Source organism: Candidatus Sysuiplasma acidicola, from assembly GCA_019721035.1.
Lineage (GTDB): Archaea > Thermoplasmatota > Thermoplasmata > Sysuiplasmatales > Sysuiplasmataceae > Sysuiplasma > Sysuiplasma acidicola.
Genome location: JAHEAA010000001.1, coordinates 57,030 through 83,541, shown reverse-complemented (window position 1 = coordinate 83,541; position 26,512 = coordinate 57,030). Strand labels below are relative to the sequence as shown.

Here is a 26,512-nt window from a genome sequence, read left to right as displayed (position 1 = left end):
CACCTGCCTTGATGTTTGCGGAGCCTCAATAGGGGCCCCCGGATGCGGCCGAAAGACGCACGAGTGCATCCAGCGGGATATGAACCCAGTCCGGCCTGTTGTTCAGTTCGTAATCAAGCTCATAAACAGCCTTCTCCACGAGGAAGAAATGCAGCACGTCTGCCATGTCTGCAAAGCGCGACGGAAGATACGGCATCGACGGCGAATAACCTTCCATGTATTTTACTGTGAAGAGTTCGGCAGCTCCGTTTCGCCAGGACTCCACCGTTTCATCCCCGGCCGGGATGCCCGCTGAACGAGCCGCCGCGCCGATTACGTAGTCAAGTGAGCGCAGCATGCCTCCGACATCCTTCAGAGGAGAATTCATGCGCCTCCGCTCCTCCGGTGGTCTCATCGGCTCGCCTTCGAAGTCTATGACAAAGAAAGATGTTCCTGCCTTCAGAATCTGACCGAGGTGGTAATCGCCGTGTATCCTCGTCGCACATACGCGCTCGTCAGAGAGCACACGGAGCGCGGAACCCGCCCGCGACAGCTTGTATTCCGCGTCCAGAATTGATAATGCAAGCTTTCTGTCCTCATCCGTCAGACCGCCCGACGATCTGCGCAGCGTCGCGCATGTTGAGTGAAGCAGCGATTCATAATTGCTCATCCACCCGTTTATGTCCTCGGCATTTACAGGAGAGGGGGTGAAAGCAGGCAGTGCGGCGCCCGACAGAGCGTTGTGCATTGACGATGTGATGCCTGCCAGGGCGGCCACGTGCTCAAAGCAGGTTTTCACGCCGTCGCCCCGTTTGAGGGCTTCTGTCAGTCTGCTTAGGAAATATGTCCAGCAGTCGCCCTCATTTTCCACATATTCGCTGAGCACACCGACAGCATGTTCTCCCCCGTTCAGGTATTCCAGCCTCCCGAGAGGCCTGGGCAACGCCCTGAAAGTGGTGTGCGCGTACAGAAACTCCGGCATCTCGTAATCGGGATTGATACCCCTGTCGATCCTCCTGTAGCTCTTGTATATTGAGTGGTTGCCTATCATTACTGAAGTGTTGCTCTGCTCCGAGGAGACAACTTTCGTTTGCACTTCAGCCGTTATCTGCATACTTGCCGTATACATCATGGAGCGCCCTGTGAGGCGTCCCTTTGCGAATACTATCGTCGCCCCTCTTTCCATCAGGAAGAGCAGCGACCGGACAAATGTGCTGTCATGGAGCGCATCGCTGAAGTGCACCTCGCTGCCGCCTGCGTGAACATGAAAGCTGAAGCCCGCACCCGCACCATGCTCATGTTCGGAGCACAGGAGGGGGACAAAGTATGTTTCGCTGCTTCCGTCGCTGTAGGCAAAACGGATGAGGGGCAGCACAAACGAGTTGCCCCCGGCCTCAAAGAATGAAAAATCCTCGAGGTCTGCGGCATCCACCGACTTCGACTTGCTCCTGAACCACCGCTGCCTGCGAATGATCTGCGAAAGCTGTTCAAGGGCGGTGTCTTCAAACTGTTTTGCGTTCAGGCGCATCGACTATTCCTCTTCATTCTCCGCCGGCTTGGTCAGACTGAACCAGAAGAACGAATGCGGCTGAAGCGTAAAGAAATATGGGAGCTCGCCGATCCTGGGAAAGGGCGCGTCCGTTATCGTTTCGACTGGTCTGAGTCCCGCGAATTCAGGGAGCTTCAACTCGAGGTATGTGGGCTTTCTGGATAGATTGAAAATGCACATCATGTTCTGTTCTCCGTACGTGCGCACGTATGAGAGGACCTTCCTGTTCCTGTGCTCCAGAAAACGTATATCGCCTCTTCCGAGCACCTGGCTGTACCGGCGCCTGATCTTCAGCATACGTCTCATCCACTGCAGAAGGGATGTGGGCAGCCTGTTTTCCGATTCGACATTCACGCTCTCGTAATGGTAATTGGGACTAATGACCGGAGGCGTGTACAGCTGCTCTGCATCGCATCTGGAAAAACCCGCATTCCTGTCATAGGACCACTGCATCGGCGTCCTGACGCCGTTCCTGTCGCCGAGATATATGTTGTCTCCCATGCCTATTTCATCGCCGTAATAAAGTACTGGCGATCCGGGCAGCGACAGAATGAGGGCGTGCATGAGCTCTATGGCTTGCCTGTCGTTGTCAAGAAGTGGCGCAAGTCTTCTCCTGATGCCAAGGTTCAGGCGCATCTTCGGATGTTTCGCATATTCGCTGTACATTATGTCACGCTCCTCGTCGGTAACCATTTCAAGCGTAAGTTCATCGTGATTCCTGAGAAATATTCCCCAGTCGCACTTATCGGGTATGGGCAAAATCTGTTTGATTATGTTGATTATAGGGAAAGAGTCCTCCTTTGCAAGCGATATGAACATCCTCGGCATGAGGGGGAAATTGAATGCCATGTGAAACTCATCCTGATCTCCGAAATACGTCTTTGTTTCGGTGATCCACTGGTTTGCCTCGGCTAGCAGAATGCATCCAGGAAATTCGCTGTCAAGCATCTTCCTGACTTCTTTGAAGTATGCGTGCGTTTCGGGGAGGTTTTCGCAGCTTGTTCCCTCGCGTTCAAAGAGATATGGCACGGCGTCACACCTGAAGCCGTCAAGCCCGAATCGAAGCCAGTAACGCATGACGTTCTTCATCTCCTCCCGGACCTCGGGATTGTCGTAATTCAGATCGGGCTGGTTGCTGTAGAATCTGTGCCAGTAGTACTGCTTCGATCTCGGCTCCCACGCCCAGTTCGAAATTTCCGTATCGACGAATATGATGCGCGCCTTGCTGTACTCTGTGCCTGTTTCGCTCCAGACGAACCAGTTCCTTTTCGGTGAATCCCTGCTTGAGACTGCCTCCCTGAACCACGAACATTGATCGGAGCAATGATTCAGAACGAGATCAGCTATGACGCGTATACCTTTGGAGTGCGCCTCGCTGACCAGATTCCTGAAATCATCCGTCGTGCCGTATTCAGGCTGCACCGAATAGAAGTCGGATATGTCGTAGCCGTCATCCTTCATCGGCGATTTGTAGAACGGAAGGAGCCAGATGCAGTCGACGCCGAGGTCGCGCAGATAATCCAGTTTCATCCGCACGCCGTTTATATCTCCGATGCCGTCGCCGTCGGAATCGTAGAACGACTTTACAGGCAGCTCATAGAATATTGCGTCCCTGAACCACAGATTGTCCGTCATAGTTATTGCACGACCTTAAACACGTGTGCCGATGCCTCTCCGGGCACCAGCCTGACGAGATTGTTTTCGCCATGCCATGTATAAACATCACCCGAAAGCAAATCTTCCACCCTGTAGTTTTCGGGCGAGGCTACACCAAGCTCAGAAAGAGGCACACGCAGGAGTGTTTCCTGCGCCTCAAAGGGATTCACATTCGCAACGACCATAAGCACATTATCGCCACGGACCGATGTTCTTGTGTAACAGACGAGATTCGGATTGCCGGCGGGATGGAAACGGATGTTGCCGAACTCCTGGAGCGCTGCGTTCTCTCGCCTTATTTCATTCAACTTCGCAATATACGCCTTTATGTTGCCGGGGCTGTTCCAGTCCCTCGTCCTGATCTCATATTTTTCGGAATTCCTGTATTCCTCTTTTCCCGGCAGCGCATCGTTTTCACAGAGCTCGTAGCCGCTGTAAATTCCCCACAGCGGGGATAGCGTTGCGGCAAGAAGGGCCCTGATGATGAAGGCATTCCTTCCCCCGGTCTGGAGGACGAAGGGAAGGATGTCCGGCGTGTTTGTGAAAAGCATCGGCCGGAAGAAATTTGAAATTCCGGGCGCTGAAATCTCGCTGAAATACTGCTCCAGTTCGAAATTGAAATTTTTCCATGTGAAGTATGTGTAAGACTGCGAAAAACCAATCTTCGAAAGTTCATACATCACGTTCGGTTTAGTGAATGCTTCAGAGAGGAATATCACGTCCTGGTGTTTCTTCCTCAACTCCGCTATGACCCACTTCCAGAATGAGAACGGTTTGGTGTGAGGGTTGTCAACCCTGAAGGTTTTTATTCCTGCATCAATCCAGAATTCGAAGATGCTCCTGAGTTCTTCCCACAGCGCCTTCCTGTTTTCATTCTCAAAATCCAGTGGATAAATGTCGTAATATTTCTTTGGCGGGTTTTCCGCATACCTTATCGAGCCGTCGGGCCTGTGATAAAACCACTCCGGATGCTCTTTCACGTAAGGATGATCGGGAGAGCATTGAAAGGCAATATCCAGCGCAATTTCAATGTTCATGGATTTCGCCTTTATGATCAGATGCCTGAAGTCCTCAATGGTTCCGAGTTCGCTGTGTATCGACTTGTGCCCGCCCTGCTCGTTTCCGATCGCCCACGGACTTCCCGGTTCGTCCGGTCCAGGGGAAGGTCCGCCGTCCTTTCCGCGCCTGCCCGTTCTTCCGATAGGGTGAATGGGAGGAAGGTAGATGACATCGAAGCCCATCGCGGCAATGTCCGGAAGCCGTCTTTCACAATCCGCAAACGTGCCTGACCTGCCGGGCACCGTTCCCTGCGATCTCGGGAAGAGCTCATACCAGCTGGCAAAGCCGGCTATTGTTCTGTCCACATATATCTCCAGTTCCTGCTCGAGACGCGTGGTGCTCCTCTTCTGGAAGGACGCGGCAAGCAGGAGGACGGATTTGCTTCCTGCAAAGACAACGGCATCGTCGCCTGTCAGTTTTTCCAGCCTGTCGGCTGCCTCTGACAGTGATTGGCCGCTGCTCCCCGCATTCACGGACATGGCGCGCAGCATCCTGGCACCTATCCTGATGTCTTGGGATATGTCATCATGTGCCGCGTGCCATCTATTCAGCCTGTCCAGCCATGTTGAATAGTGATCACGCCATGCTTCAATGGTGAACTGGAACAGGCCGCAGGCATCCAACGTGAAATGTCCGCTCCACCTGTCATTGCCGAGATGCACCATCGATGCCCTCTTCCAGGAATTCTGTCCCTTTCTCCTGTAGAGCACATCGGCAGCAAGCAAGTCTGTTCCGTGGGAAAATATATCCGCACTGACGACGACAGTGTCGCCCACCTTGCGCTTCGCCGGATGACTGCCGCAATCAATCTCCGGATCCACGTTTTCAATAACAATAGTTTCGGCCTCAGACATCACATCACCAGCTCACACATATTCCAGCACCAGAGCGCCCAGCGGGGGCAGCGTCAGTGAAAGCGACTGCTGCCGTCCATGTGACGGAAATTCGCCGGAGACGACACCGCCGAGATTCCCTACTCCGCTGCCTCCGTAATGAGACGAATCGGAATTGAGTACTTCCATGTACTTTCCCTTCCACGGAGCGCCGATCAGGTAATTGTAACGCGGGACAGGCGTCATGTTGTAGACAAAAATGAGGCTGTTCCTTCTGTCCTCTGCATGCCGTATGAAACACAACACGCTGTTATCTGTATCGCTGAAATCTATCCACTCGAAACCGCGTGGATCGTTGTCGAGCGAGTGCAGCTGCCCGTATGTCGTGTAAAGCGTGTTCAGGTCGCGGACAAAAAGAAGGAGTTTCCTGTGCATATCATGAGTTAGCAGGGTCCAGTCAAGACCGGATGTTTCGCTCCATTCGCTCCACTGGCCGAACTCATCTCCCATGAAGAGCAGTTTCTTTCCTGGACTGCCGAACATGTAGGCATAGCAAAGCCGTAGGTTGGCAAACTTCTGCCAGACGTCACCGGGCATCTTGCCTATCATGGGCGATTTTCCGTGAACCACTTCATCATGCGAAAATGGTAGTATGAATTTTTCGCTGAATGCATACCATATTGAAAATGAGAGATTGTGCTGATGGTATTTTCTGTGAACAGGTTCCTTGCTGAAATACTCAAGCGTGTCGTGCATCCATCCCATGTTCCACTTGAAATCAAACCCGAGGCCCCCGGATGCCTGGGACTCGGTAACTCCGGGCCACGCGGTCGACTCCTCGGCTACAGTGAAGACGCCGGGGAATTTATCGTGTATGACACTGTTGAGTCCTCTGAGAAAATCTATAGCCTCTATATTCTCCCTTCCGCCGTACTTGTTGGGTAACCACTCCCCCTTCTTTCTTGAGTAGTCGAGATAGAGCATGGACGATACGGCATCTATTCTGATGCCGTCTGCATGGTATCTTTCGAGCCAGAAGAGCGCGCTGGATGTGAGGAAATTCCTGACTTCATTGCGCCCGTAGTTGAATATGCTTGTTCCCCAGTCCGGGTGCCTTCCCCTTCTCGGATCTTCATGGTCGAAGAGATGAGTGCCGTCGAACATGGACAGGCCGTGTTCGTCGTCCGGAAAGTGTGCCGGGACCCAGTCCAGTATGACGCCAATGCCGTTTCTGTGACATTCGTTGATGAACCACATGAGGTCTTCCGGACTCCCGTTTCTAGCGGTAGGTGAATAGTGACTGACAACCTGATAACCCCACGAGGCATCAAGGGGGTGCTCCATTACAGGCATGAGCTCAATGTGCGTAAAACCAAGGTGCTTCACATGCTCGATGAGCTCTTTCCCTGTCTCCCTGTAGTTGAAAAATGAACCGTCCGGCTTTCTCTTCCACGACGAGAAATGGGCCTCATAGATCGAGAGCGGTGCAGAGAGAATGCCGGCAGAGCTTCTTGAGGATATCCATTCCTGATCGCTCCACTCGTAAGCCAGTTCCGTAACAACAGACCCTGTCCGCGGCCTCAATTCCGTTTTGAAGGCATATGGATCTGATTTTATCCTTACCTTTCCGTCGACGGCTGATTTTACGGCGAACTTGTATACCTCACCTGCCACTATCCCTGGGACAAAAAGCTCCCATAAACCGGAAAGACGTACGTTGGACATTGGATGCATGCCGACACTCCAGTGGTTGAAATTACCTATGACCGAGACTGCGACAGCATTTGGAGCCCAGACGGCGAAACGGACACCGCGCACGCCGTTCCGTTCGCGTATATGTGCGCCAAGCATTTCATGGCTGAAGAGAAGCTCCCCTTTCTCGAAAAGATAAATGTCGAAGTCTGTAAGCTCGGGCTGGAAGGAGTAGGGATCGTGCCTTCTGTGCGTATAACCTGATGCGTCGACAAAGCACACTACAAACCCGGGTGCAGGAGCGGTTTCCTTCACTTCCGCCGTAAAGAAGCCTGAGACGCTGTCCCTGTCAAGATCGACTATCTTCGCGCCGTCGCTGTCTTCAAGCCATGCGCTGACTGCGAGCGGCAGGAAGCATATCACCTGGTGCGTACCTTTCCCTGAATCATGCACGCCGAGAATGCTGAGGGGGCCGCATTCCTCAAAGCCTGCTATTCTCTGAAAGTCAGATCTTGCCAAATCCTATCACTTAACCGTTCTGTATTTCTGAATTGCCGGCAGTTTCGGACTGACGCTGCCCGGCTTCAGACGGAGCATGATGCCTGATACGCTCCTTTGAACGCGTATGAACTGAAAACTAACCTTAAACCTGACGGAATGATTCGACGATAGAGACATCGAGCCGAAGCTGAAGGAGCCCGACTCCCGATTGACAGAAGTATGCGCCGGCCTGCAATTCAAAATCAATGAGCCGTGAATCGTGCACAAAAAGGCTCCAAAGGTTAAAATAAGGATTACGTATCGACGGACTGTAAGAGTTGAATATGCGAGGGTCGACCAGAATAAATGATCGGTTTTGTTCAGTTGGTAGTGCTCGTCTCAGTGCTATCCGCAGGACTGTTGCTTGCCCGGCTGCTGGCGCCATACATAGCCCATGTCTATTCTTACGACACGCCGGGCCGACTTGACCGATTTTTCCTTCCTGTCGAGAACGCCATCTACAGGCTCTGCGGCATAAAACATGACCGTGCCATGGGATGGAAGGAATATTTCACCGCAATGTTCGTGCTCAATGGGATGATGGCACTCATCTCATTTCTCGTACTGATATTCCAGAACAGCCTTCCGCTGGATCCACAAGGTTTTCCCGGCGTGAGATGGGATCTCGCGCTCAACACTGCGATGTCGATTTCGTCAAACACGAATCTTCAGCATTACGACGGAGGGAGTACGCTTTCCTATCTGAGCCAGATGGTTGCGATCCAGTTCCTCCAGTTCACTTCCGCCGCAACAGGACTTGCTGTGGCAGTTGCTGTAATACGCGGCTTCGCCGGTAAGGCCCGAACAAAGAACGGGCTTGGAAACTTCTATGTGGATTTCACCAGATCGCTCACAAGAATACTGTTGCCGTTGTCGTTTATTGCAGCACTTGTGTTAGTCTATCTGGGCGTTCCTCAGTCGTTGAACGGATACACCGCAGTCACAACGATACAGGGTGCCCAGCAGCTTATCAAGATCGGTCCCGTCGCTTCTCTCGTATCGATTATGCAGATAGGAACCAACGGAGGAGGATATTATGGTGCAAATTCGGCATATCCACTCCAGAATCCCAGTCAGGTCTCAGACCTGTTGGAGATGATTCTTATGCTGCTCATTCCGACAGCCATGCCGTTCGTCTATGGCGAGATGCTCGGAAAGAAGAGCAGGAGGGAGGGAACGAGCATACTCGTGGCAGCATACGCACTGTTCATGCTCGATCTGGCAATTGCGCTCTATCCCCCGGAAGCGATCGGGCCCGGGATGGAAGTGAGATTCGGCGGTTTCGCGCCAGTGTTCTGGACTGTGATCACCACGGCTGTAACGACAGGATCAGTCAATGCGTCCCTATCGGCGTTCAATCCGCTTGTAATTGTTTCGGCATTCATGGGCATGTTGATACAGGCGACGCCGGGTGGTATCGGCGTGGGGCTGATGTACATGCTCATGTATGTGATCATAACCGTTTTCATAGTCGGTCTGATGTCAGGAAGGACTCCGGAATACCTGGGAATGAAGATAAAGGCGGGGGACATCAAACTCGCAGTCATAGGTTTTCTTGTGCATCCGGCCATCATACTCGTGCCGACTGTCCTTGCATATGCGACGAGGGCAACAAATGCAATAGGTCTAGGAACGGGTTCGATTTCGTTCACCGAAGTGCTATACGAGTTCACGTCGGCGGCGGCTAACAACGGTTCAGATTTTCTGGGCACCGCTGCCAATACTGTCTTCTTCAATGTGTCCACGGCACTGGTGATGTGGACTGGCAGATTCGCGCCGATTGCGGTCATGCTGGCAATTGCAGGTTCCATGTATTCCAGGGAAAGGGGACCAGCGGATGGCGTGGGCATAAAGACGGACAGCCTGACATTCGCATTCGTCCTATTTGCCACAATACTGATTGTAGTGGTGCTCACGTTTTTCCCGTTCCTTGCACTTGGACCGCTACTCGAATTCCTCAGGGGGCATGTGAATGGATTCTGATATCCAGCCGATCGCAAGCGCAAACTCCGATTCTGAGGAGGATAAGAGAGCGGAGGACGAAACACCTGTGGAAGAGAGGTGGAAGCTGTCGACAGTTCTCAAGGACTCTGTCCTGCGTTTGAGCCCCACCAGACTCAAATCGAATCCCGTCATGTTCGTCGTTGAGCTGACGTTTTTTGTTGTAGCGGCCATGGCCGTATTTCCGGGAGCGTTTTATCCTGTAGCACACACGAGCGAGCAGACGTTCTATGTCGAAGTGGCATTCCTGCTTCTGCTCACCGTATGGTTCAGCACGCTGTCCGATGCACTTGCAGAAGCGCAGGCCGAAAACACGGCGAAGAGCCTTAGGAGACTGGAAAGCACGGTGATGGCAAAGAAGATTGTCGTGAGTAAACCGCCGGAAACTGGCAGTTCTACGACAGAGACAGTGAAGCCGACGCCCTCCACAGAGTTGTGCAAAGGAGACATCGTGATCATCGAGAAGGGAGACATAGTGCCGACGGATGCGGAAGTCATCGAAGGCATTGCCATGGTTGACGAATCTCTCATGACTGGCGAATCGACGGCGGTGAGAAAGGCTACCGGCGATACACTGATTGGCGGATCGACTGTCGTGAGCGACATTCTGAAAGCGCGCATAACGGTGAATCCCGAAGAGAGCTTCATCAACCAGATGATAAAACTGGTCGAATCATCAAAGAGGCCTAAAACGCCCAATGAGCAGGCGCTAACAATCTTGCTCATAGGACTCACAGCCATATTCACTATCATAGTGCTGGCGCTGCTTGGAATCTCTATAGAGCTTGGATTGGGTGTCGATCTTTCTGTCCTGATAGCGCTGTACGTCTGTCTTCTGCCGACGACGATAGGAGCGCTACTGCCCGCGATAGGAATTTCTGGCATTTCAAGACTCTATGCCAGGAAGATCATAGCCAAATCAGGCAGGGCGATAGAAACGGCCGGCGACGTGGACACGATTATGCTCGACAAGACAGGCACCATAACCATCGGCAACAGAAGAGCCGTGCAGTTCATACCCTTCGGGGGGCACACCGAAAAGGAGCTGGGAGAGGCGTCGTTCCTCGCATCATGGGGAGACGACACTCCCGAGGGCAGGAGCATCATAGACCTCGCCTACCAGAAGGGATTCATACCGCAGGAAGTCGGTTCGCTCTCCGGCTCCAGCTACTATGAGTTTTCAGCAGTATCAAGAACAAGCGGCACACACATGAGCGAAGGTTCTCAGTCCTTCCATCTAAAGAGCGGGAAGGTGCTCAAACAGCGCGGAAGGCCCAAACGAAAGTTTCTGGATGCAGAGAATCCGGAACTGAAGATAGACGACATGGACATTATCAAGGGAGCTCCAGATGCAATGAAGGCCGGGATGAACATCGTACCGGAGGAATACGATGCTCTGACGAATTCAGTCTCATCCGCGGGTGATACGGCAATAGCGGTTACAAGAAACAGGGAAGCCCTGGGCGTCATAAGACTGAAGGATGTTCTGAAGCCCGGTATGAAGGGCAGGATAAATGCGCTCAAGTCAATGGGAATTAAACCTGTGATGATTACCGGCGACCATCCTGTCACAGCAAAGAGCATTGCGGCGGAAGTGGGTATCGATGACTATGTGCCTCAGGCCAAACCAGAGGACAAATATCAGAAGGTAATAGAGGAGCGCAACCAGCACAGAATAGTGGCCATGATTGGGGACGGTTCAAACGATGCGCCCGCACTGGCCATAGCAGATGTGGGTCTTGCCATGAACTCTGGAACCGCGGCAGCGAAGGAGGCTGCAAACATGGTGGATCTCGAATCTGATCCGTCCAAGATCATCGAAGCGGTGATGGTGGGAAAGCAGCTGCTCATGACGCGCGGTGCGGTGACTACGTTCAGCATAGCCAATGACGTTGCAAAGTATTTTGCAATTGTGCCCGTCATGTTCGCGACGATTCCCACCCTGCATGCGCTGAACATACTCAACCTTGGCATTCACACTGCAGTGCTCTCCGCACTCATATTCAATGCAGTCATCATACCCTTGCTGATACCGCTGGCAATGCGCGGGGTTTCGTTCAAACCGGCCAGCGCAATGTCGCTCTTTCTGAAGAACGCAATCACATACGGCATAGGCGGTGTTTTGATTCCGTTTGCCGGCATCAAACTGATAGACATCGCGCTTGGCCTGATCATGCGAAGGTGATATGATTGACAAGGAGATTGAATAAGTGACAGTTAAGGAGTTGGCGATGACTTGCGCCAGACTGGCAGTAATTTTTGCCGTAGTATGCGGTCTCATCTTTCCGCTCGTAATTACTGGCATAGCACAGATTGCCATGCCTTATCAGGCAAACGGGGAAATAGTGAACATCAACGGAAAACCTGTGGGTTCTGAGCTTATAACCCAGTCGTTCACATCACCGCTCTTCTTCCATCCGAGAAACAATTCCGCTTCAGGGGTAGATCCGGACATCACGCTGAGCAGTGCGTATGCGCAGGTGCCGAGAATAAACAACTCAACACATATACCGATAGCGTCGCTGAAAGCGATAATCAAAGATAACATCAGGTGGACATACTGGATTGCCGGAACGCCTTACGTCAACGTGCTCAGACTCAACATATTGCTGATGGAGAATTATCCGCAGGTCTATAGCGCATTCCTCGCATGATTCAGTGTGACACGGACGGTCTGGACCTTGGATACATACATATACTTAAGAATCTCATCGAACGGGAGAATGCGGTGATTTGATTGACCAAGCGATTACTTGCAATGGTTAACATCTTCGTGGAATCGCCCCTGCTAGACAATGTTGTTGCTGAGCTTGCAAGCCTTCCCAGCGTCGAGGAACTCTATGAAGTTACCGGAGAGTTTGACATAGTTTCAGTCATTGCGTGTTCGGACATAGAGGAATTCAGGGAAATACTCAAGAACAAGATTATGAAGATAAACGGAGTGAAGAGCACTGTCACATCCATGGTTCTTCACACGCACAAGGGTCCGAGACACGAGAATGGGGAAACAAAGCAGTGATACCATCCCTGCATGAATACGGTGCTTTCTCGGTTCCGGGGCGGTCCGTTCCCTGACGGTACAGCAAGAGAAATATCAGTGGTCCGATGGTTTCGAATTCTTGAAAACCAAAGGCTATAAGGCGAACGCAGATTACACGGGGTTGCAGCCTGGCCGGGTATCAAAAAGAGTTCAATGAATCACCCTGTCCTTTCAATAATTAGCCAGACAGTAACAATTGTCGCGCCGTTCTTCATCCTTGACCGGACGAGGCGTTTGAACAAAATCAGACAGGCCTTAAAACCGGAATTCCGCTCCAGCATATGAAAAACTTCAATGGGTAAAGTGAAAAAATGTTTGGGGGCATCTGCGGCCGTCACAGCAGATGCTCTGCAGACAACATCTGATGAGAAATCACGTTTCCGTCACTTCTCATCCTTCTTTCCGGGTTTGCCCATCATGCCGCTCTTCTTTGCAATCATGGCTATGACGGCAACAGCGATTATTGCTATTACCACTATAACCACAATGAAGTAGAACAGGTTGGTCGATGTTATCGGGGGGTAGACCTGCGTGAACTTGAGTGCAAGTGTCGATGAGCTGGAGACGGTCACAGACTGGGTGATCTTCTGTGATACAGGTGTTAGATCGTATGTCGTTGAAAACGACGCTGTGACGGAGTATGTGCCGCCCGCAAGCTCAAATGTTGCATAGCCGCTGCTGTCCGTGACTGCGGAAAGGAATGTTCCCGTCGAATTGCTGAATACATTGACGACTACATTGCCTAACGGTGATCCGTCAGCCGAGAGCGCCCTGACGGTCATGGTGTAGATGCTGCTGTTGAGCACCATTGCCGGCGCAGTGGGGTTGTTAAGCACAACATTGCTGTTGTCATAAACGAGTATTCCCTTCCAGTAGACGGAAACTGCGTATGTGCCGTAGGGTATGACCGACGATGCTGCGCCCGAAGCGTCGGTTGTGTTGAAACCCAGATCTATGCCCGTTGTGGAATTGACTATGAGTATGTTCGCAGTGGCCACGGGTGTCCCCGACGCACTGACAACCTTGAATGACTGGGTGTATGCATGGACATTGACGGGCACGTTTCCGTTACTGTTGATGTCAATGCTTCCATTGAATATCACACTGCTGTGCCATACGACGACGGTGGGGTAGTTGCCTCCGGCCATTTCGGAGAGAGGGTATGCGCCGCTGCTTCCTGTGACCAGCAAAGGCAGCTGAGTTCCATTCGGCGAGGTCATGTAAACGAACGCGTTGGAGAGAGGCAATCCAGACTGACTCTCGAATATGTACGAGGGGGAATAGACATTCGATTTAAGCGTGAACGAGCTGCTTGTATTGTTCACCGTTACTGCAAACGATCCGACATTGATAGACTGCCAGAATACTTGCACAGTGTAGTTTCCGCCAAACAGAGATATGCCTGCCACACCGCTGCCGTTTGTGCGGTTCGATGCAATGAATGAGACAGAGTAGTATGCACGAACTGTTGCACCGCTGAGCGCGTGTCCCTGAGAGTCCTGGACTGTAAACAGCGCGCGAACCGGGGGCAGACCGATAAAGAGCTGCATGCTGCCGTAGGCATTTCTACCATATACGACTCCCAGTGAGTTGATGTAATTGTGCATGGTATTGTCTGTGCCGTTAACAGTTATAGTGTAGTCACCGGGAGAGAAACTGCTGTAGTTAAATGTAAATTTGTAAGTCATCAAGTAGCTGTCGACGGCGAAAACAGTTGCGTTTGTCATAACACCGCTCAAGAGCGTTCCACTTGAGTTTCCTATGGAGTACTGCACTGGCCAAGACGAGAAATCATAAGCACCTAGAGGGTCTGTCAGGTTAGCATATACACTAACACTCTTGTTGGTTGCGTTAGGTGACAGCGAATAGACTCTTGCTCCAGAACTGTTCAAAGCGTACATACTTCCAACTTCGAGATAGGAAGAAACAGAGAGAACAGCTTGAGAATCGTAATATGTCCCACTAACGTGCCCCCAGAGGACGTTGTAAATCTGACTCGTTCCTCCGCTAACCACAATCGAGACAGAGAGACTATAGTTGGCTGCCAAAGTCAGGTCCAGTGTTGGACCGGTAACGCGAATCAGTGTTGGACCGGAGCCTGGATAAGTCTTTGTTGTGGAAGTCGCGGGGCCGGTTGCAATAAGCGTTGATGTACCTCCCGGAGCATCAAGATACAGTGACATGGTGATATGACCGGATGTCGGAGCAGAGCCGTTCTGTTCCATATAGAGAAATGTGTACATGGTGCCGTTCAACTGCAGTGGACCTGCCAGTTGAGGATACATGGTGAAGTTGATCGACAGATAATGCGTCGATGAAATATTGTCTCCCGTATTGGCATACTGAGCTACGGAGTCATTCCACGTATTCGCTATGTGCAGGTGCGGAACGCCGCCGACGGTGACAGGGGACGACAGATTGTGGAAGTACATGGTCAGGTTTGTAGGCGTGGGCGGGGAACCTGAATATGGCACCGCCAGTGCGGGCACGGAAGCGCCCTGAAGCACCATTACGGCGGAAAGTATCAACAAAGCAGTCAATAATACACTCTTAATCGTCGAACCGAAACTCGTCATAATTCTCAGCATAATTTTGCTGCGATTAGTATATAAAACACAGTTCACGACTTCCTTTATTCGATACTTGTTAAAGCCAGACTGCAACAACTGTGCCGCGGTTAAGTGTCTAACGGAGAAGCCTGAAAAAACTTGTAACGCCTGCTGGCTAATGCTGCACTTTCCCTTTTCTGAAGAGGAGCGAAATATTGTGGGTTATCAGTCTCTTCCCGGACGGCGTTTTCCTGCACCTGAAGTCCTCCTCCCAGTCAACTGCTGAGAAAGGAGCGAAGAATTCAATGAGTTCAGGTCTTGAAAAATATGAACTTCGATGGCCCTCTGTATCCTCTTTACCAAAAGCGGCACTGCGCGCCCGGGTGTCGAATGGTCCCCTTGCGTCGATAATGAGTATGCCACCTTCCCTGAGCACGCTCAAGCAAGAGGCGGAGAAAAGTGATATTTCCCGGGCAGAATATCCATCCAGGACCTGCCTGGATGTGACGATGTCGAAACATCCGGGAATGAACGGCATGTTGAGCATATCGCCGCAGATCCTGATGATGCTGTCATTGTGAGACAGAAGTGCATCCATACAGAAGTCCAGACCCATCACCTCGATCGCGTTCTCACGCAGTTCCGGCATGGCGAGCAGGTGCCTCATGGATCGCCCTGTTCCGCAGCCCGCATCCAGCAGCCTCGAACCCTGTTTGCAGTAGCGAACTATCATGCGCGAAGAGAAGTCAGAAAGGGGACAGCCGCCTATGTTCATTCCGGCTGAATAGAGGGCTTTCCATCGCGATGCCACATGTGCCCTGTTTTCAGTAGTTCTGTTCCAGTCCACAATATCACCGGGCCCGAAGCAGTGCACTTCGTTCATTTCCTTACGAGGAGGAGTATATCCCCGACCTGCAGAGCATCCGCCTCGGTTCCGTCGACAATGTACGATGTGGTGAGCTGAAAGGCCTCCTTCTCCAGTGATGTGCCGCCCAGCGTAATGCTGCCGTCCTCGTTGAGCGACAGTGCTGCAGGATCGAGTGCCTTCAGGGCATCGGTTATTGCCTTCGCCTTCTCCCTGTATCTGGGACCTATGTACTGATAATTGGGCTTGATGGCCGTGACGGCTCTCCTGTAGCTTCCAGCCGTTCCGAAACTGACTTTGGCGGCTCTGCACGCACTCGCTATGTCGACTGCGGCTGTTTTAAGCTCATCCGGGAAGTGCAGCACTGTGATCTGTGATATCGGACCGTTGAAACTGTTCTTTGCACGCCAGTCTCTAAGGGCATGGACGATCCTGACTGCCGTCCTGCCTGTGTCAGTAGCTTCGATCTCGGGTGGAAGCGGTTCGGGCCAGCTGCACAGATGTATGCTCTTTTCCTCCGTTTTGAAAAATTCCTGATACACTGCTTCGCTTACGTGAGGCAGGAGCGGCGCAAGCATCTTCACTATGCCCTGGGAGATGGTCCGGAGGACCCATATTGCCGCACGATCCCCGTCCTTTGCACGCTGTTTCGCCATCTCCACATAATCATCGGCGAAATCGTGCCATGCAAACCCCTCTATGGCCCTCATGGCCCTGTCGAACTCATACGTTTCCATGAACGCTGTTGCGTCCCTCACCGCGTCACTGTACAGCGAAATTATCCACGAGTCTACAGGACCCGCGGAGCGGGGCATGGCCTTGTCCTTTATCTCAAAGGATGAACAGAATCTGGCAATGTTCCATATCTTGTTGCACAGCCTCTGTCCATGGACCACGTCCTTTTCCCTGAATGCCTGATCGGTTCCGAGACTGCATGTCGCAGCAAAATACCTGAGAGCGTCCGCGCCGTATTTTTTCATAATAGGCACAGGGTCAATCATGTTGCCGAGATGCGTGTGCATCGGCGTCTTGTCCGGCGCCATGATAAAGCCCGTGATCATTATGTCATTCCAGGGGATTTCGTCGAGCAGCAGATGAGATCGAAGTATCGTGTAGTATGCCCATGTCCTTATGATCTCGTGCGCCTGACCCCTCAGGCTCATCGGGAAGAGATGCGAAAAGAGCTTCTCATCTCTTTCCCAGAAGGTGTTGTACAGCACGCTCACGCTCGAATCCATCCACGTGTCAAACACGTCTGTGCTGCCCTTCAGTTCTGACCCGCACCGAGGACAGGGGCCCGGGGGAGGCATTTCAAGAGGGTCGATATAACACTGGTTCTCAGTTGCAGGCACAACGTGCCCGCACCCTGCGCATTCCCAGATAGGCAGGGGAGTCGCGAACAGCCGCTGTCTGGATATGACCCAGTCCCAGGTGAGTGAATCTGCCCAGTCCCTGAGCCGCTGCTTCATGAACTCCGGAAACCACCGTATCTCCCTGGCCTTCTCCATGATCTCCTCTTTGAAAGACACCGACTTCAGGAACCACTGCCTCGTTTCAATAATCTCGACAGGAGTTGCGCAACGCCAGCACACTCCCACGCTCTGATCGAATGTTTCTGTTTTAAGCAGAAGACCCTTCTCAGTCAGTGCGGCGACCATGGTCTTCCTTGCATCGATTGTGTTACTGCCGGAAAGGAAGCCAGCAACGTCATTCATGTTTCCCATGTCGTCTATGATGACGCTGACCGGCAGCTTGTGTTTGAGTATCCACTCGGCATCCTCTTTGTCGCCGTAAGAGCAGACCATTACTGCGCCGGTGCCGAACGCCATATCCACCTTGCCGTCTTCAAGCAGAGGCACCTCCCTGTCATAGATCGGCAGAACTGCGGTTCTGCCGGCGAGTGCTGAATGCCTGCTGTCATCTCCGTTGAACAGAACAGCCTGGCATGCGCCTATGAGCTCCGGCCTGCTGGTGGCGATTGTAACATGTCCGCCATCCTTGAGCGGGAATTTTATATGATGCAGTATGGCCTTTCGTTCCTCTCTCTCCACCTCGGCATCCGCCAGTGACGTATTGCAGTGAACGCACCAGTTCACGGGAAAGGTGCCGCGATAGGCAAGACCCTTGTCAAGCATGCGCAGAAATGTAATCTGTGTGATGCGCCTGTACGCCGGCGCATCGGTCTGGTAATAGATGCTCGGGTCAAGGCTCATGCCGAGCATCTCAAATTGCATGGTCATCGTGTCTATGAACTGATGCGCATATTCTGAACACAGGCGAAGGTAGGTCTTTCGGTCCACGCTGAACTTTGTAATTCCGTGTTTCTTCTCTGTCGCAGTCTCAACGGGCATTCCGTTTGTGTCGAAACAGAGAGGGAAAAAGACATTGTAGCCGCGCATCCTGCGGTATCTTGCGGCAAAATCCAGCATCGGATATCCTGTTGCATGGCCAAGATGAAGCGCACCCGAGGTATAGCGCGGAGGGGTGTCAATGCTGTAAACCTCTCTTTTCGATGAAGGGTCGAAGCGGTAAATGTTCCACTCCTTCCACTTCTGTTGCCATTCGGGTTCTGAGACCGTATGGTCATACGCAGACATCTGACAGTCTGAAGCAGGATAGCATAAAAATACATTGCTGACGGAGGCATTGAGCATGGGCGAGAAACAAACGGAAGATTCATTACACTTTTTCAGTCGCCAACGCCAGCGGTTACCGCCACTATTACGGCGTTATATTCAAATAATACGCGTATCTAGCGCCGTACGGTGAACATTCCTGGCATCTGCTGAAATAGCGGCCTTAGTGGCAGCATTCGTCATCAGTTTCAGGGAAGCACTCGAGGCGTCACTCGTCGTCATCGTTCTTTCCGGATATCTGGCGGCAGTCGACCCTAAGCGCATCCCGTACGTATACGCAGGTGTGGCCGCAGGCATTGCAGTTTCGGTACTGCTGGCAGCAGCATTTGGTTATCTCTACGCTGCGTTCGGTGACTATTTTGAAGCGCTGATGGGCATATTTGCCGTCGCAGTGCTAACATACATGATACTTTTCATGAAAAAGCACTCTAGGTCGATGCGTGTATCAATTGAGCGGAAACTGGAGAAAAACATACAAAGTCATGGCTTTCCGGCCATTTTTTTCATCAGTTTCACCACTGTGCTCAGAGAGGGTGTAGAGGCAGTAATATTCATTGCACCGTTCATCTTCATATCCGAGACAGGAAGTGCAATAGGTGCCGCAGGGGGAATCGCAGCCGTTTCCATTCTATTCGTCGCGCTCAACAGCATGACGCGCAAGATGGACATAGGAACGGTCTTCAGATGGACGTCCCTGGCGCTGATTATTTTTGCATCCGCCATACTTTCGATTGTTATACACAACCTTGAGCAGGTGGGACTGATCCCGGCAGCAAGCATCCTGCTTAGATACAGAGACACCGGATATGCGTCATCGATACTGCATTCCATGCTGACGCTGCTGATCGGATTCGACGGAACCGCCTACACACTTGCACAGCTCGTAGCCTATCTCATACTTCTCGTGACGCTGCTCGTCTATTTCTTCAAGTCGGGCGAGGCGGAACATGTTCCAGCGGCGCAGAAAATCACCCATATCGACGACAGGTGATATCACTCGTAGACAGGATGGCCCAGATGCCCTGTGTTCCTCAATTCAAGCAGATCATCAAATAACTCCTTCGCCACCTTTATCACTTCATCAAATGCAAGCTGTGCCATCTTCCTGATTTCCCACTGTGCGCTCACATCAAGGCGCATTATGAAGAAGTGTCTAAGCGATCTGGCGTTTGTTGTCCAGTAGAGTCTGGTCTCGGCAGCGTTAGTCAGCACAAAACGTGCATCCTCCTTCTTAACGCCGAGTTTGAGAAGAGACGCGTAAACATCGTAACTCTTCCGGATGAAATCCTCCATTACTGACAGTGCCTCGCCTCTCTTTTCCAGTGCAACATTCTCCAGCGAGGGGAGAACATAATTGCTTTCCTTTTCCGAGACATATCGCTGGCTCCTCTGACTGAAGGAGCTGTGTCTGTGCCGTACGAGCTGATGGGAGCAGGCCCTGCTTATTCCTTCTATCCGGAAGGTGAAGTTGGCATGCTCAATGACGTCCATATGGCCGTAACTTATGATGCGCTTGATGAAGGAACCGTAGTCCTCTTTCGCCTCTCTGTCATAACAAATGCCCGCAGCCTTTCCGCATGCCTCCACAGGGCTGGCGGTGTAATTTACCAGTTCAACCTTCAACCCAATCACTCCTGTGGGAAATGCCCCAGCCTGCCATAAAACTTGGCAGGCGGGGAGCTGCAGATGACGGAGCGTTTTGAATATATTTTCCGAAAATCGTGTACTACAATTTAATATTATAATGACGTTCATTCGCAAGGTCAATCGGGTTGGGCTCTAATTTGACTACAGAAACAGTTCACCCTAAGGTGGGGTACTTCAGGGTACTAGGCAACAGGAGTTTCTTCTATCTCTGGGCAGCAACACTGGTGTCAAGGACAGGAGACAATCTGCTCTCCATAGCCATGCTGTGGTTCGTATATGGAGTGCTGACGCACAATGTGATGTACGCTGGTCTCATTGCTGCGGCATATTATGCTCCTACGTTCCTGTTTGCACCTGTATTCGGCAAGATAGCCGACGGCTACAACAGAAAGAAAGTCATGATTGCCGCAACGCTTTCGGAGATGACATTTGCAATACTTCTCTACCTTTCGATAACGTTCGACGTGTTTGTACTGCAAACATCATTCATTGCGGTCTTCTCAATAGCCAGTTTTGGATTCCTTGTTTCGATTTCCAGGAGCAGCAGCATACCGCTTACAGTTCCTAAGGATGAACTCACTGCGGCAAATTCGCTGCAGCAGGCGACGACACAGCTCACCAGGATTTTCGGATTCCTTGCGGGAGGCGCACTGTTGCTCCTGTTAGGTATACGCGGAATAGCGCTCATCGAGGTTGCAGTGTTCTTGACCAGCGCTCTGATGTTCGGCGGAATGAACCTTTCGGGGCAGAAAAGGAGTACAAAGAAGAGGAGCGGTTTCGACGGTTTGCGTTATATCCGGAGCGACAGGCTCATACTGGAAATTGCTATCTTCCTTTCTGTTGTAAATTTCACGGGTGCAGGCATGATAGTGCTCCCTGCCATCATGGCCAAAGTAGTTTTCAGATCCGGTCCTGGCATCTTTGCTTCAATACTGGTCTTTCTTGCTGCCGGAACGGTCGCCGGCAATTACATAGTGACAAAATTCAATCCCGGGAGCAGAGTGGGGAAGATACTGATAATATCAAACACCGTCGATGCCTTTCTCTACATACTTTTTGCCTATTCGGGCAACGCATTGCTGGCAGTTGCCGTCTCAGTGGTGATAGGCTTCGTGGAGGGCATATCGATTGTCCCGTTTGTTACGCTCATCCAGGCCAGAACGCCGAATGAACGTCTCGGCAGCGTGCTTGCCGCCCTGAGCCTTCTGCTGCTCGGCAGCGCTTCGCTCTCCATGATGGCTAGCGGCTTACTTGTGGATGTTATGGGAGTGCAAGGCGTCTATCTGTTCTTCGCCTTGCTGATGCTGGTCACCTGCGCAGCAGCAACAAATATGAAAGAGCTGCGCAATGCATCATATTGACGAGGGGGAGGAGCGGCCACGAAGAAGAAGAGGAAGTTTCCTGTCGGGATAGGCGACGTCCTGCTGAGCGAGGAAAGACTCAGTCTGCTGCAGCCTGCTGCAGTGATGAGTTTGTTTGGCATCAGGAAGGGAAATGTTCTGATGGACGTCGGATGCGGCCCAGGTGCTTTCCTGGCGGCCGCTTCTGAAAGTGTCGGTGAGACGGGAAAGGTTATTGCCGTTGACATACAGGAGCAGTTCATCGGCATGGCTAAAAATATCGCCGGGAAAAATGGCCTCCGGAATGTAAAATTCATACTGTCGGAGGAGCAGAAAATTCCGGCAGGGAGCGGTACGGTTGATGTGGCACTGATGATCACGACTTTGCATGAACTGGAAGGGGATGCCACACTGAAGGAAGTCCATAGAATACTCAGGAAAAATGGTGTGCTGGGAGCAATTGAATGGGAGAAACAGAAGACGCCGATTGGTCCTCCGCTGTCCGAACGACTCTCGCAGGAGGAGGCCGAGACGCTCATCGCAGGAGCAGGCTTTGCAATCGAGAAAATTTTCTGCGCTGCCGAGTTCCATTACGGAGTATTCGCGAGAAAGACGTGAAAAATTGAAAGCGGCCTGTGAAGCAGGAGAAGACTTAAATCACGAGTGACGTTGTTTGGCAGGCATGGATGATGGCAGACAGATTCAGGCATCGGCGGCATTTGCGGCGCTGAGCGCGTTTGACAATATTGCCATTGCAATTGTCATACTGCTCATATTGCTCATCCTGATTATCTGGCGCAGAAGAAACAGGAGAAAGAACAGGGGAAACTCTGTCTATCTCTTCCATTGATACTCCACCGGTGCTTTTCACGGTCCGAAGACAGGAGAACAGGTCCCGTTCCGTTTAATCCTATTCCGGTCTTCCAATAAAATATTCCGTTCTGTAGAGCAATTGCACCCGTCCGTTGATCTCGAATCGTTTGAAAAGAGCAAGCGCATCGGACAGCATCGAGTCGTAGCCCACAGAACCTCTAGACGGCAGATAGGACGAAGAGGCCAACCTTCCGATCAGACCCGCCAAATCAAGCGTCTGCGAATTTGTCAGTTCACCGCTTTTGAAGCGGCTTTGCCCGAAAAGTATCTCTATGCCGGCTCTCTCGGAGCTGAGGACAGGCGCTCCCCGGCTGGCATGTTTTTCCAACAGTTTACCATACTCAATCATGAACGGGTTCGCTTTGTTGTCTCTCGTGTTCCAGACGATAAATACGCATCCGTCGGGATGGAGCACTCTCAGAAATTCCGTCCGGGCAGCTTCCACATCGAACCAGTGAAATGACTGTCCTGCCGAAACGATGTCCACGGAGCCTGAGACTAGGCCGGTTCGTTCTGCCGTGGCCCGTATGAAGTGACAGTTCTTCCTTGCACCTAGCTCACTGATACAAGCATGCAGCATTTCAGGGTTCGGCTCTATGCAGTACACTGCAGCACCTCTGTCAGCAAAAAGGGCGGACAATTTTCCGGTGCCTGCCCCGACGTCGGCCACCACACATCCCGGTGCAAAAGACGCTTCCGATGCAAGCACGTCAATGAGGCCTGCGGGATAAGAAGGCCGGTAGAGGGCATAGTCGCAAGCTCTGTCGGAAAATCTGAGCTTGCTGTCCATATCACAACACCAACGGTGATGCACGGAGTTTACTCATAAAACAATTCTTCCCGGACGAAACGTGATCTGTCGTCTGTCAGCCGCCATGACCGCATGCCTGAAGGGTGTCCGGAAATTACGCTTACAATGAGATAGGAGTAGCCCGGCCACGCATTCTGCCTGTCGAATTCGGAGGGGATGGAAGGATGATCAGGATGGGAGTGGTAGTAACCCAGCACCCTGAGTCCACGGGAGGCAGATTCCCTTTCGCATTTCATTATTTCCAGAGGATCTATGACATATCTGCTTCCTTTAGATTCTGTAGCAGAATTTCTTGCTCTCTGTGCTTCCATCGTCATCCGATCGCCTCCATCCTCACCGATCAGGAAACCGCAGCATTCCTCCGGAAATGTCTCGGATGCGTGTCTGATAACGGAACGGGAAACGTCGTTTCGCAGGTATAGCGCCATTGCATCACCCATTCATCGCGCTCCGCCGGAGCAATGAACAAAACGAGTATTTCAGGCAAACACCTTTCTGACAACATCGAGTGCGTTCACGAGGGCATCTATGTCGCTCCGCCCGTTGTATATCTGGAATGACGCCCTTGATGTTGACGGTATTTGGAGTCTGTCCATCAACGGCTGTGCACAGTGATGCCCGGACCTTATCGCCACACCCTCCCTTCCCAGTATTTCGGCCGTATCGTGGCCATGCACGCCTCTGATGTTGAAAGATATGACGCCGCTCCTCTCCTCAATATCCGTCGGACCGTATATTTCTATGTCTTTGTTCTCAAGAAGACGGCTCATTGCATAGGTAAGTATCTCCTTGTCATATCTTTCCACATTCTCCATTCCAATCGAGGTGAGATAGTCTATCGCGGCCCCGAGGCCAATCGCTCCGCTGATGTTTGGAGTGCCCGCCTCGAACCTGTACGGCGGATCGGCCCACTTTGAGCCGCGCTGATGCACTTCGCTGATCATCTCACCGCCGCCGAATGCCGGTTCCATCTCCTGCAGCAGTTCGCTGCGACCATACAGCACGCCGATGCCGGTGGGTGCAAGCATCTTGTGGCCCGACAGCGCAAAAAAGTCGCATTCCAAATCCTTCATGTTGAGCGGAATATGGGGAGCGGACTGAGCCCCGTCCACTATGAATGTCGACGAATGTTCGTGTGCAATTCTTCCCATCTCCCTGATAGGATTCACTGTACCAAGCACGTTTGACGCATGGGCGATGGTGACTATTTTCGTCCTGTCGCTGATCTTGCTTTCGAAATCGGCCATATCTATGTGCCCCCTCTCGTCGATATCGACAAATTTCACGACGACACCCTTCCAGGAGAGCATCTGCCAGGGCACGATATTGGAATGATGTTCCATTACGGTCGTGAGCACCTCGTCGCCTCGCCTGAGTTTCCATGTTCCGAAACTCAGCGCCAGCACATTCAGCGCCTCGGTCGTTCCCCGCAGGAAGACTATTTCTGAAGGCGAACGCGCACCAATGAAACGGGCAGCCTTGGTCCTCGCGTCTTCGTATCGTTCGGTGGCTTCTTCGCTGAGAGGGTATATGCCGCGGTGCACATTTGCGTTGCAGCTCCTCTCGAATTCATCCACTGCATCTATGACGACGGCGGGTTTCTGGCTGGTTGCCGCACTGTCCAGATAGACTAGCGACTCCCTGCTCTTCTCCGAGAATATCGGAAAATCACGCTTCAGAGGCGAAATTTGTTCCAGTCTGTCAAGCGCATGCATGGAAGCTCCACTCACAGTTCGACAAGTATATCGTCTCCTTCCACTTTAAGTTCATACTTCTGCAGATGCTCTGTCGCCGGCGGATTCTCCACTTCACCGGTGTCGACGCTGAATCGCGACAGGTGAAGGGGGCACACTATCGTCCGTCCCATGAGAATGCCTCTGGACAAATCTGCGTCCTCGTGCGTGCACGTGGCATCCAGTGCGTGGTATTCTTCACCCAGCCTTATTATCATGATGCTGCGGCCGTCCACATCGACCTTCTTTATGCTTCGCCCCATAAAATCCGTCCTGGACGCCACCTTTGTGAAGGGCAAAGACACTCACCTGTACTTGTAGTGCCCTTCGAAAATGCTTTCTCCCGGTCCCTTGATCTGGTCCTTGACATACTTCTCAAATTCAATTTCATCGAGATGCCTGGATGCTTTTAGCGATACTACATTGTTCCATTTATCCTCTATCTGGAATCGCAGCTTGTCGCGTATTGTATCCAGCGGCACTCTTGAAATCACCGGATCAAAGAAACCGAGAACGAGCATCTTTTCGGCCTCATCCCTGTCAAGACCCCTCGACTGAATGTAATACAGCTGCTGATCGTCCAGCTGGGAAACTGACGCGGAGTGTGTGGCCTTGACGCCGTTCGTCAGTATCTCCAGTCCGGGTATGGCGTCGCACTTTGCGTCCTTGCTCATGAGCATGCCGTGTTCCGCAAGATAGGAGTTTGTATTCGCCGCATTCTCGCCAATCCTGATCATGCCGCGAAGAAGAGCCCTTGACTGTCCCTTCAGCACGCTTCTGACGGTAATCCGGCCGTTTGTGGACTCGACATCGTGGTGTAAATCGGTCACCACGTCAAATCGCTGTTTGCCGTTGCCGAACAATATCTCGTAATCGTCAGTAGATGCGCCACGGCCCACGAATCTGGTATCAGCGCGCGATCTGGTCACATCCGACCCCATCATGCTGGAAACCCAGTGCATCCTGCTGTCGCTCGAGGCGAGACACCTCTTGCTGGAAAGGTATACTGCTCCGGAGGAAAGGTTCTCAAGAGATGCATGATGCAGCTCTGCGTTCCGGCCGAGCATCACATCTGTCACGCTGGAAAACAACGACTTCCGGGAGAAATCTTCAGGGGATAGTATCTCCTCGATGACAGTTGCACCGCCATTATCACCAATCTGCACGATGTTCTGGTTGAATCTTGCGGTGCCCGGAACATCTTCGATATTGAGTATGTGTATCGGGCTCTCAAGCACGACGCCGTCCGGCACATGCAGGAAATATCCGGAGGAGAACATGGCACTGTTGAGTGCGACGTAGACGTCGTCCTCTGGACTCAGACCCTTCCTGCCGAATGCTTCCTTTAGCATATTGCCGTGTTTCGTGATCGCATCGTGCATCTCCTCGAAAATAACGCCCGGTGGCAGGTCGCCTGCAATATGGAACGCTCCTCCGGACTGCAGCATGAATGTGCTGCTGCTAACGAGATCGGCGAAACCCCCCGTTATGCTGTCCGTCTTTACGGGTGGCTCCGCGACCGCCACGCCCGCCGCCTCAAACCTGGTGAGTGTCTCATACTTCACATACAGCGGATTCGGTTCGACCTTCGATGAGCTGAACACCCGCAGTGCATGTCTCCTATATTCCTTCAACCACGTGGGTTCACCAATGATTTCGGGAAGGTCCGACTCGGCCGGTTTGAGCAAGTCGCGTGTTGTTACTGCCAT

General features: G+C 52.0%; 21 protein-coding genes. 8 read left to right on the top strand and 13 right to left on the bottom strand.

What is annotated here, in order from left to right; translation table 11 throughout:
- Positions 1 to 25: 25 nt before the first annotated feature.
- From KIS30_00400 to glgB, 4 genes are read right to left on the bottom strand one after another with little or no spacing between them, the layout of a single operon-like run.
- On the bottom strand, positions 26 to 1,507 hold the full coding sequence (locus KIS30_00400; GenBank protein ID MBX8645210.1) for a hypothetical protein: 1,482 nt from the start codon (positions 1,505 to 1,507) through the stop codon (positions 26 to 28).
- 3 nt (positions 1,508 to 1,510) lie between these two features.
- Positions 1,511 to 3,163 carry a maltose alpha-D-glucosyltransferase gene (gene treS, locus KIS30_00395; GenBank protein ID MBX8645209.1) on the bottom strand — a complete coding sequence of 551 codons (1,653 nt, stop codon included), beginning with the start codon at positions 3,161 to 3,163 and terminating at the stop codon, positions 1,511 to 1,513.
- A gap of 2 nt (positions 3,164 to 3,165) precedes the next feature.
- Positions 3,166 to 5,097: a DUF3416 domain-containing protein gene (locus KIS30_00390; protein MBX8645208.1), complete on the bottom strand. Its 1,932-nt coding sequence runs from the start codon at positions 5,095 to 5,097 to the stop codon at positions 3,166 to 3,168.
- A gap of 12 nt (positions 5,098 to 5,109) precedes the next feature.
- Positions 5,110 to 7,287, bottom strand: a complete 2,178-nt coding sequence (gene glgB, locus KIS30_00385) for a 1,4-alpha-glucan branching protein GlgB (protein ID MBX8645207.1) — start codon at positions 7,285 to 7,287, stop codon at positions 5,110 to 5,112.
- 327 nt (positions 7,288 to 7,614) lie between these two features.
- Here glgB and kdpA point away from each other — a divergent pair, with 327 nt between their 5' ends.
- The 4 genes from kdpA to KIS30_00365 all read left to right on the top strand — a co-directional run bounded on the left by kdpA (position 7,615) and on the right by KIS30_00365 (position 12,328).
- Complete coding sequence (gene kdpA / locus KIS30_00380) at positions 7,615 to 9,291, top strand: potassium-transporting ATPase subunit A (protein MBX8645206.1); 1,677 nt, start codon at positions 7,615 to 7,617, stop codon at positions 9,289 to 9,291.
- Positions 9,281 to 11,494, top strand: coding sequence for an HAD-IC family P-type ATPase (locus KIS30_00375; protein ID MBX8645205.1), 2,214 nt, complete (start codon positions 9,281 to 9,283; stop codon positions 11,492 to 11,494). Before kdpA ends, KIS30_00375 begins: the two co-directional genes overlap by 11 nt.
- 46 nt (positions 11,495 to 11,540) lie before the next feature.
- Positions 11,541 to 11,963, top strand: a complete 423-nt coding sequence (locus tag KIS30_00370; protein ID MBX8645204.1) for a potassium-transporting ATPase subunit C — start codon at positions 11,541 to 11,543, stop codon at positions 11,961 to 11,963.
- A gap of 104 nt (positions 11,964 to 12,067) precedes the next feature.
- Positions 12,068 to 12,328, top strand: a complete 261-nt coding sequence (locus KIS30_00365) for an Lrp/AsnC family transcriptional regulator (GenBank protein MBX8645203.1) — start codon at positions 12,068 to 12,070, stop codon at positions 12,326 to 12,328.
- 404 nt (positions 12,329 to 12,732) lie between these two features.
- Here the strand turns inward: KIS30_00365 and KIS30_00360 are convergent, their stop codons facing one another.
- The 3 genes from KIS30_00360 to KIS30_00350 form a co-directional block, all read right to left on the bottom strand.
- Positions 12,733 to 14,889: a hypothetical protein gene (locus KIS30_00360; GenBank protein MBX8645202.1), complete on the bottom strand. Its 2,157-nt coding sequence runs from the start codon at positions 14,887 to 14,889 to the stop codon at positions 12,733 to 12,735.
- Between the two features lie 184 nt (positions 14,890 to 15,073).
- Complete coding sequence (locus tag KIS30_00355) at positions 15,074 to 15,745, bottom strand: methyltransferase domain-containing protein (protein ID MBX8645201.1); 672 nt, start codon at positions 15,743 to 15,745, stop codon at positions 15,074 to 15,076.
- A gap of 32 nt (positions 15,746 to 15,777) precedes the next feature.
- Positions 15,778 to 18,360 carry a valine--tRNA ligase gene (locus KIS30_00350; protein ID MBX8645200.1) on the bottom strand — a complete coding sequence of 861 codons (2,583 nt, stop codon included), beginning with the start codon at positions 18,358 to 18,360 and terminating at the stop codon, positions 15,778 to 15,780.
- 205 nt (positions 18,361 to 18,565) lie between these two features.
- Between KIS30_00350 and KIS30_00345 the strand changes: the two genes are divergently transcribed.
- A complete protein-coding gene (locus KIS30_00345; protein ID MBX8645199.1) occupies positions 18,566 to 19,390 on the top strand; it encodes an FTR1 family protein in 825 nt (274 codons plus the stop codon).
- 2 nt (positions 19,391 to 19,392) lie between these two features.
- On the opposite strand, the gene thyX is transcribed toward KIS30_00345, so the two are convergent.
- Positions 19,393 to 20,022: an FAD-dependent thymidylate synthase gene (gene thyX, locus KIS30_00340; GenBank protein MBX8645198.1), complete on the bottom strand. Its 630-nt coding sequence runs from the start codon at positions 20,020 to 20,022 to the stop codon at positions 19,393 to 19,395.
- 161 nt (positions 20,023 to 20,183) lie between these two features.
- Between thyX and KIS30_00335 the strand changes: the two genes are divergently transcribed.
- The 3 genes from KIS30_00335 to KIS30_00325 all read left to right on the top strand — a co-directional run bounded on the left by KIS30_00335 (position 20,184) and on the right by KIS30_00325 (position 22,236).
- Entirely contained in the window at positions 20,184 to 21,407 is a 1,224-nt protein-coding gene (locus KIS30_00335; protein MBX8645197.1) for an MFS transporter, read from the top strand.
- A gap of 111 nt (positions 21,408 to 21,518) precedes the next feature.
- Positions 21,519 to 22,004, top strand: a complete 486-nt coding sequence (locus KIS30_00330) for a methyltransferase domain-containing protein (protein ID MBX8645196.1) — start codon at positions 21,519 to 21,521, stop codon at positions 22,002 to 22,004.
- A gap of 64 nt (positions 22,005 to 22,068) precedes the next feature.
- Complete coding sequence (locus KIS30_00325) at positions 22,069 to 22,236, top strand: hypothetical protein (protein ID MBX8645195.1); 168 nt, start codon at positions 22,069 to 22,071, stop codon at positions 22,234 to 22,236.
- Between the two features lie 60 nt (positions 22,237 to 22,296).
- On the opposite strand, the gene KIS30_00320 is transcribed toward KIS30_00325, so the two are convergent.
- From KIS30_00320 to sufD, 5 genes are read right to left on the bottom strand one after another with little or no spacing between them, the layout of a single operon-like run.
- A complete protein-coding gene (locus KIS30_00320) occupies positions 22,297 to 23,049 on the bottom strand; it encodes a methyltransferase domain-containing protein (GenBank protein ID MBX8645194.1) in 753 nt (250 codons plus the stop codon).
- Between the two features lie 29 nt (positions 23,050 to 23,078).
- The gene (locus KIS30_00315; protein MBX8645193.1) at positions 23,079 to 23,510 is read right to left on the bottom strand and encodes a M67 family metallopeptidase; all 432 of its coding nucleotides are present in this window, start codon (positions 23,508 to 23,510) and stop codon (positions 23,079 to 23,081) included.
- Positions 23,511 to 23,549: 39 nt separating this feature from the next.
- On the bottom strand, positions 23,550 to 24,785 hold the full coding sequence (locus KIS30_00310) for a cysteine desulfurase (protein ID MBX8645192.1): 1,236 nt from the start codon (positions 24,783 to 24,785) through the stop codon (positions 23,550 to 23,552).
- Between the two features lie 11 nt (positions 24,786 to 24,796).
- Positions 24,797 to 25,102: a non-heme iron oxygenase ferredoxin subunit gene (locus KIS30_00305; protein ID MBX8645191.1), complete on the bottom strand. Its 306-nt coding sequence runs from the start codon at positions 25,100 to 25,102 to the stop codon at positions 24,797 to 24,799.
- A gap of 6 nt (positions 25,103 to 25,108) precedes the next feature.
- The gene (sufD, locus tag KIS30_00300; protein ID MBX8645190.1) at positions 25,109 to 26,512 is read right to left on the bottom strand and encodes a Fe-S cluster assembly protein SufD; all 1,404 of its coding nucleotides are present in this window, start codon (positions 26,510 to 26,512) and stop codon (positions 25,109 to 25,111) included.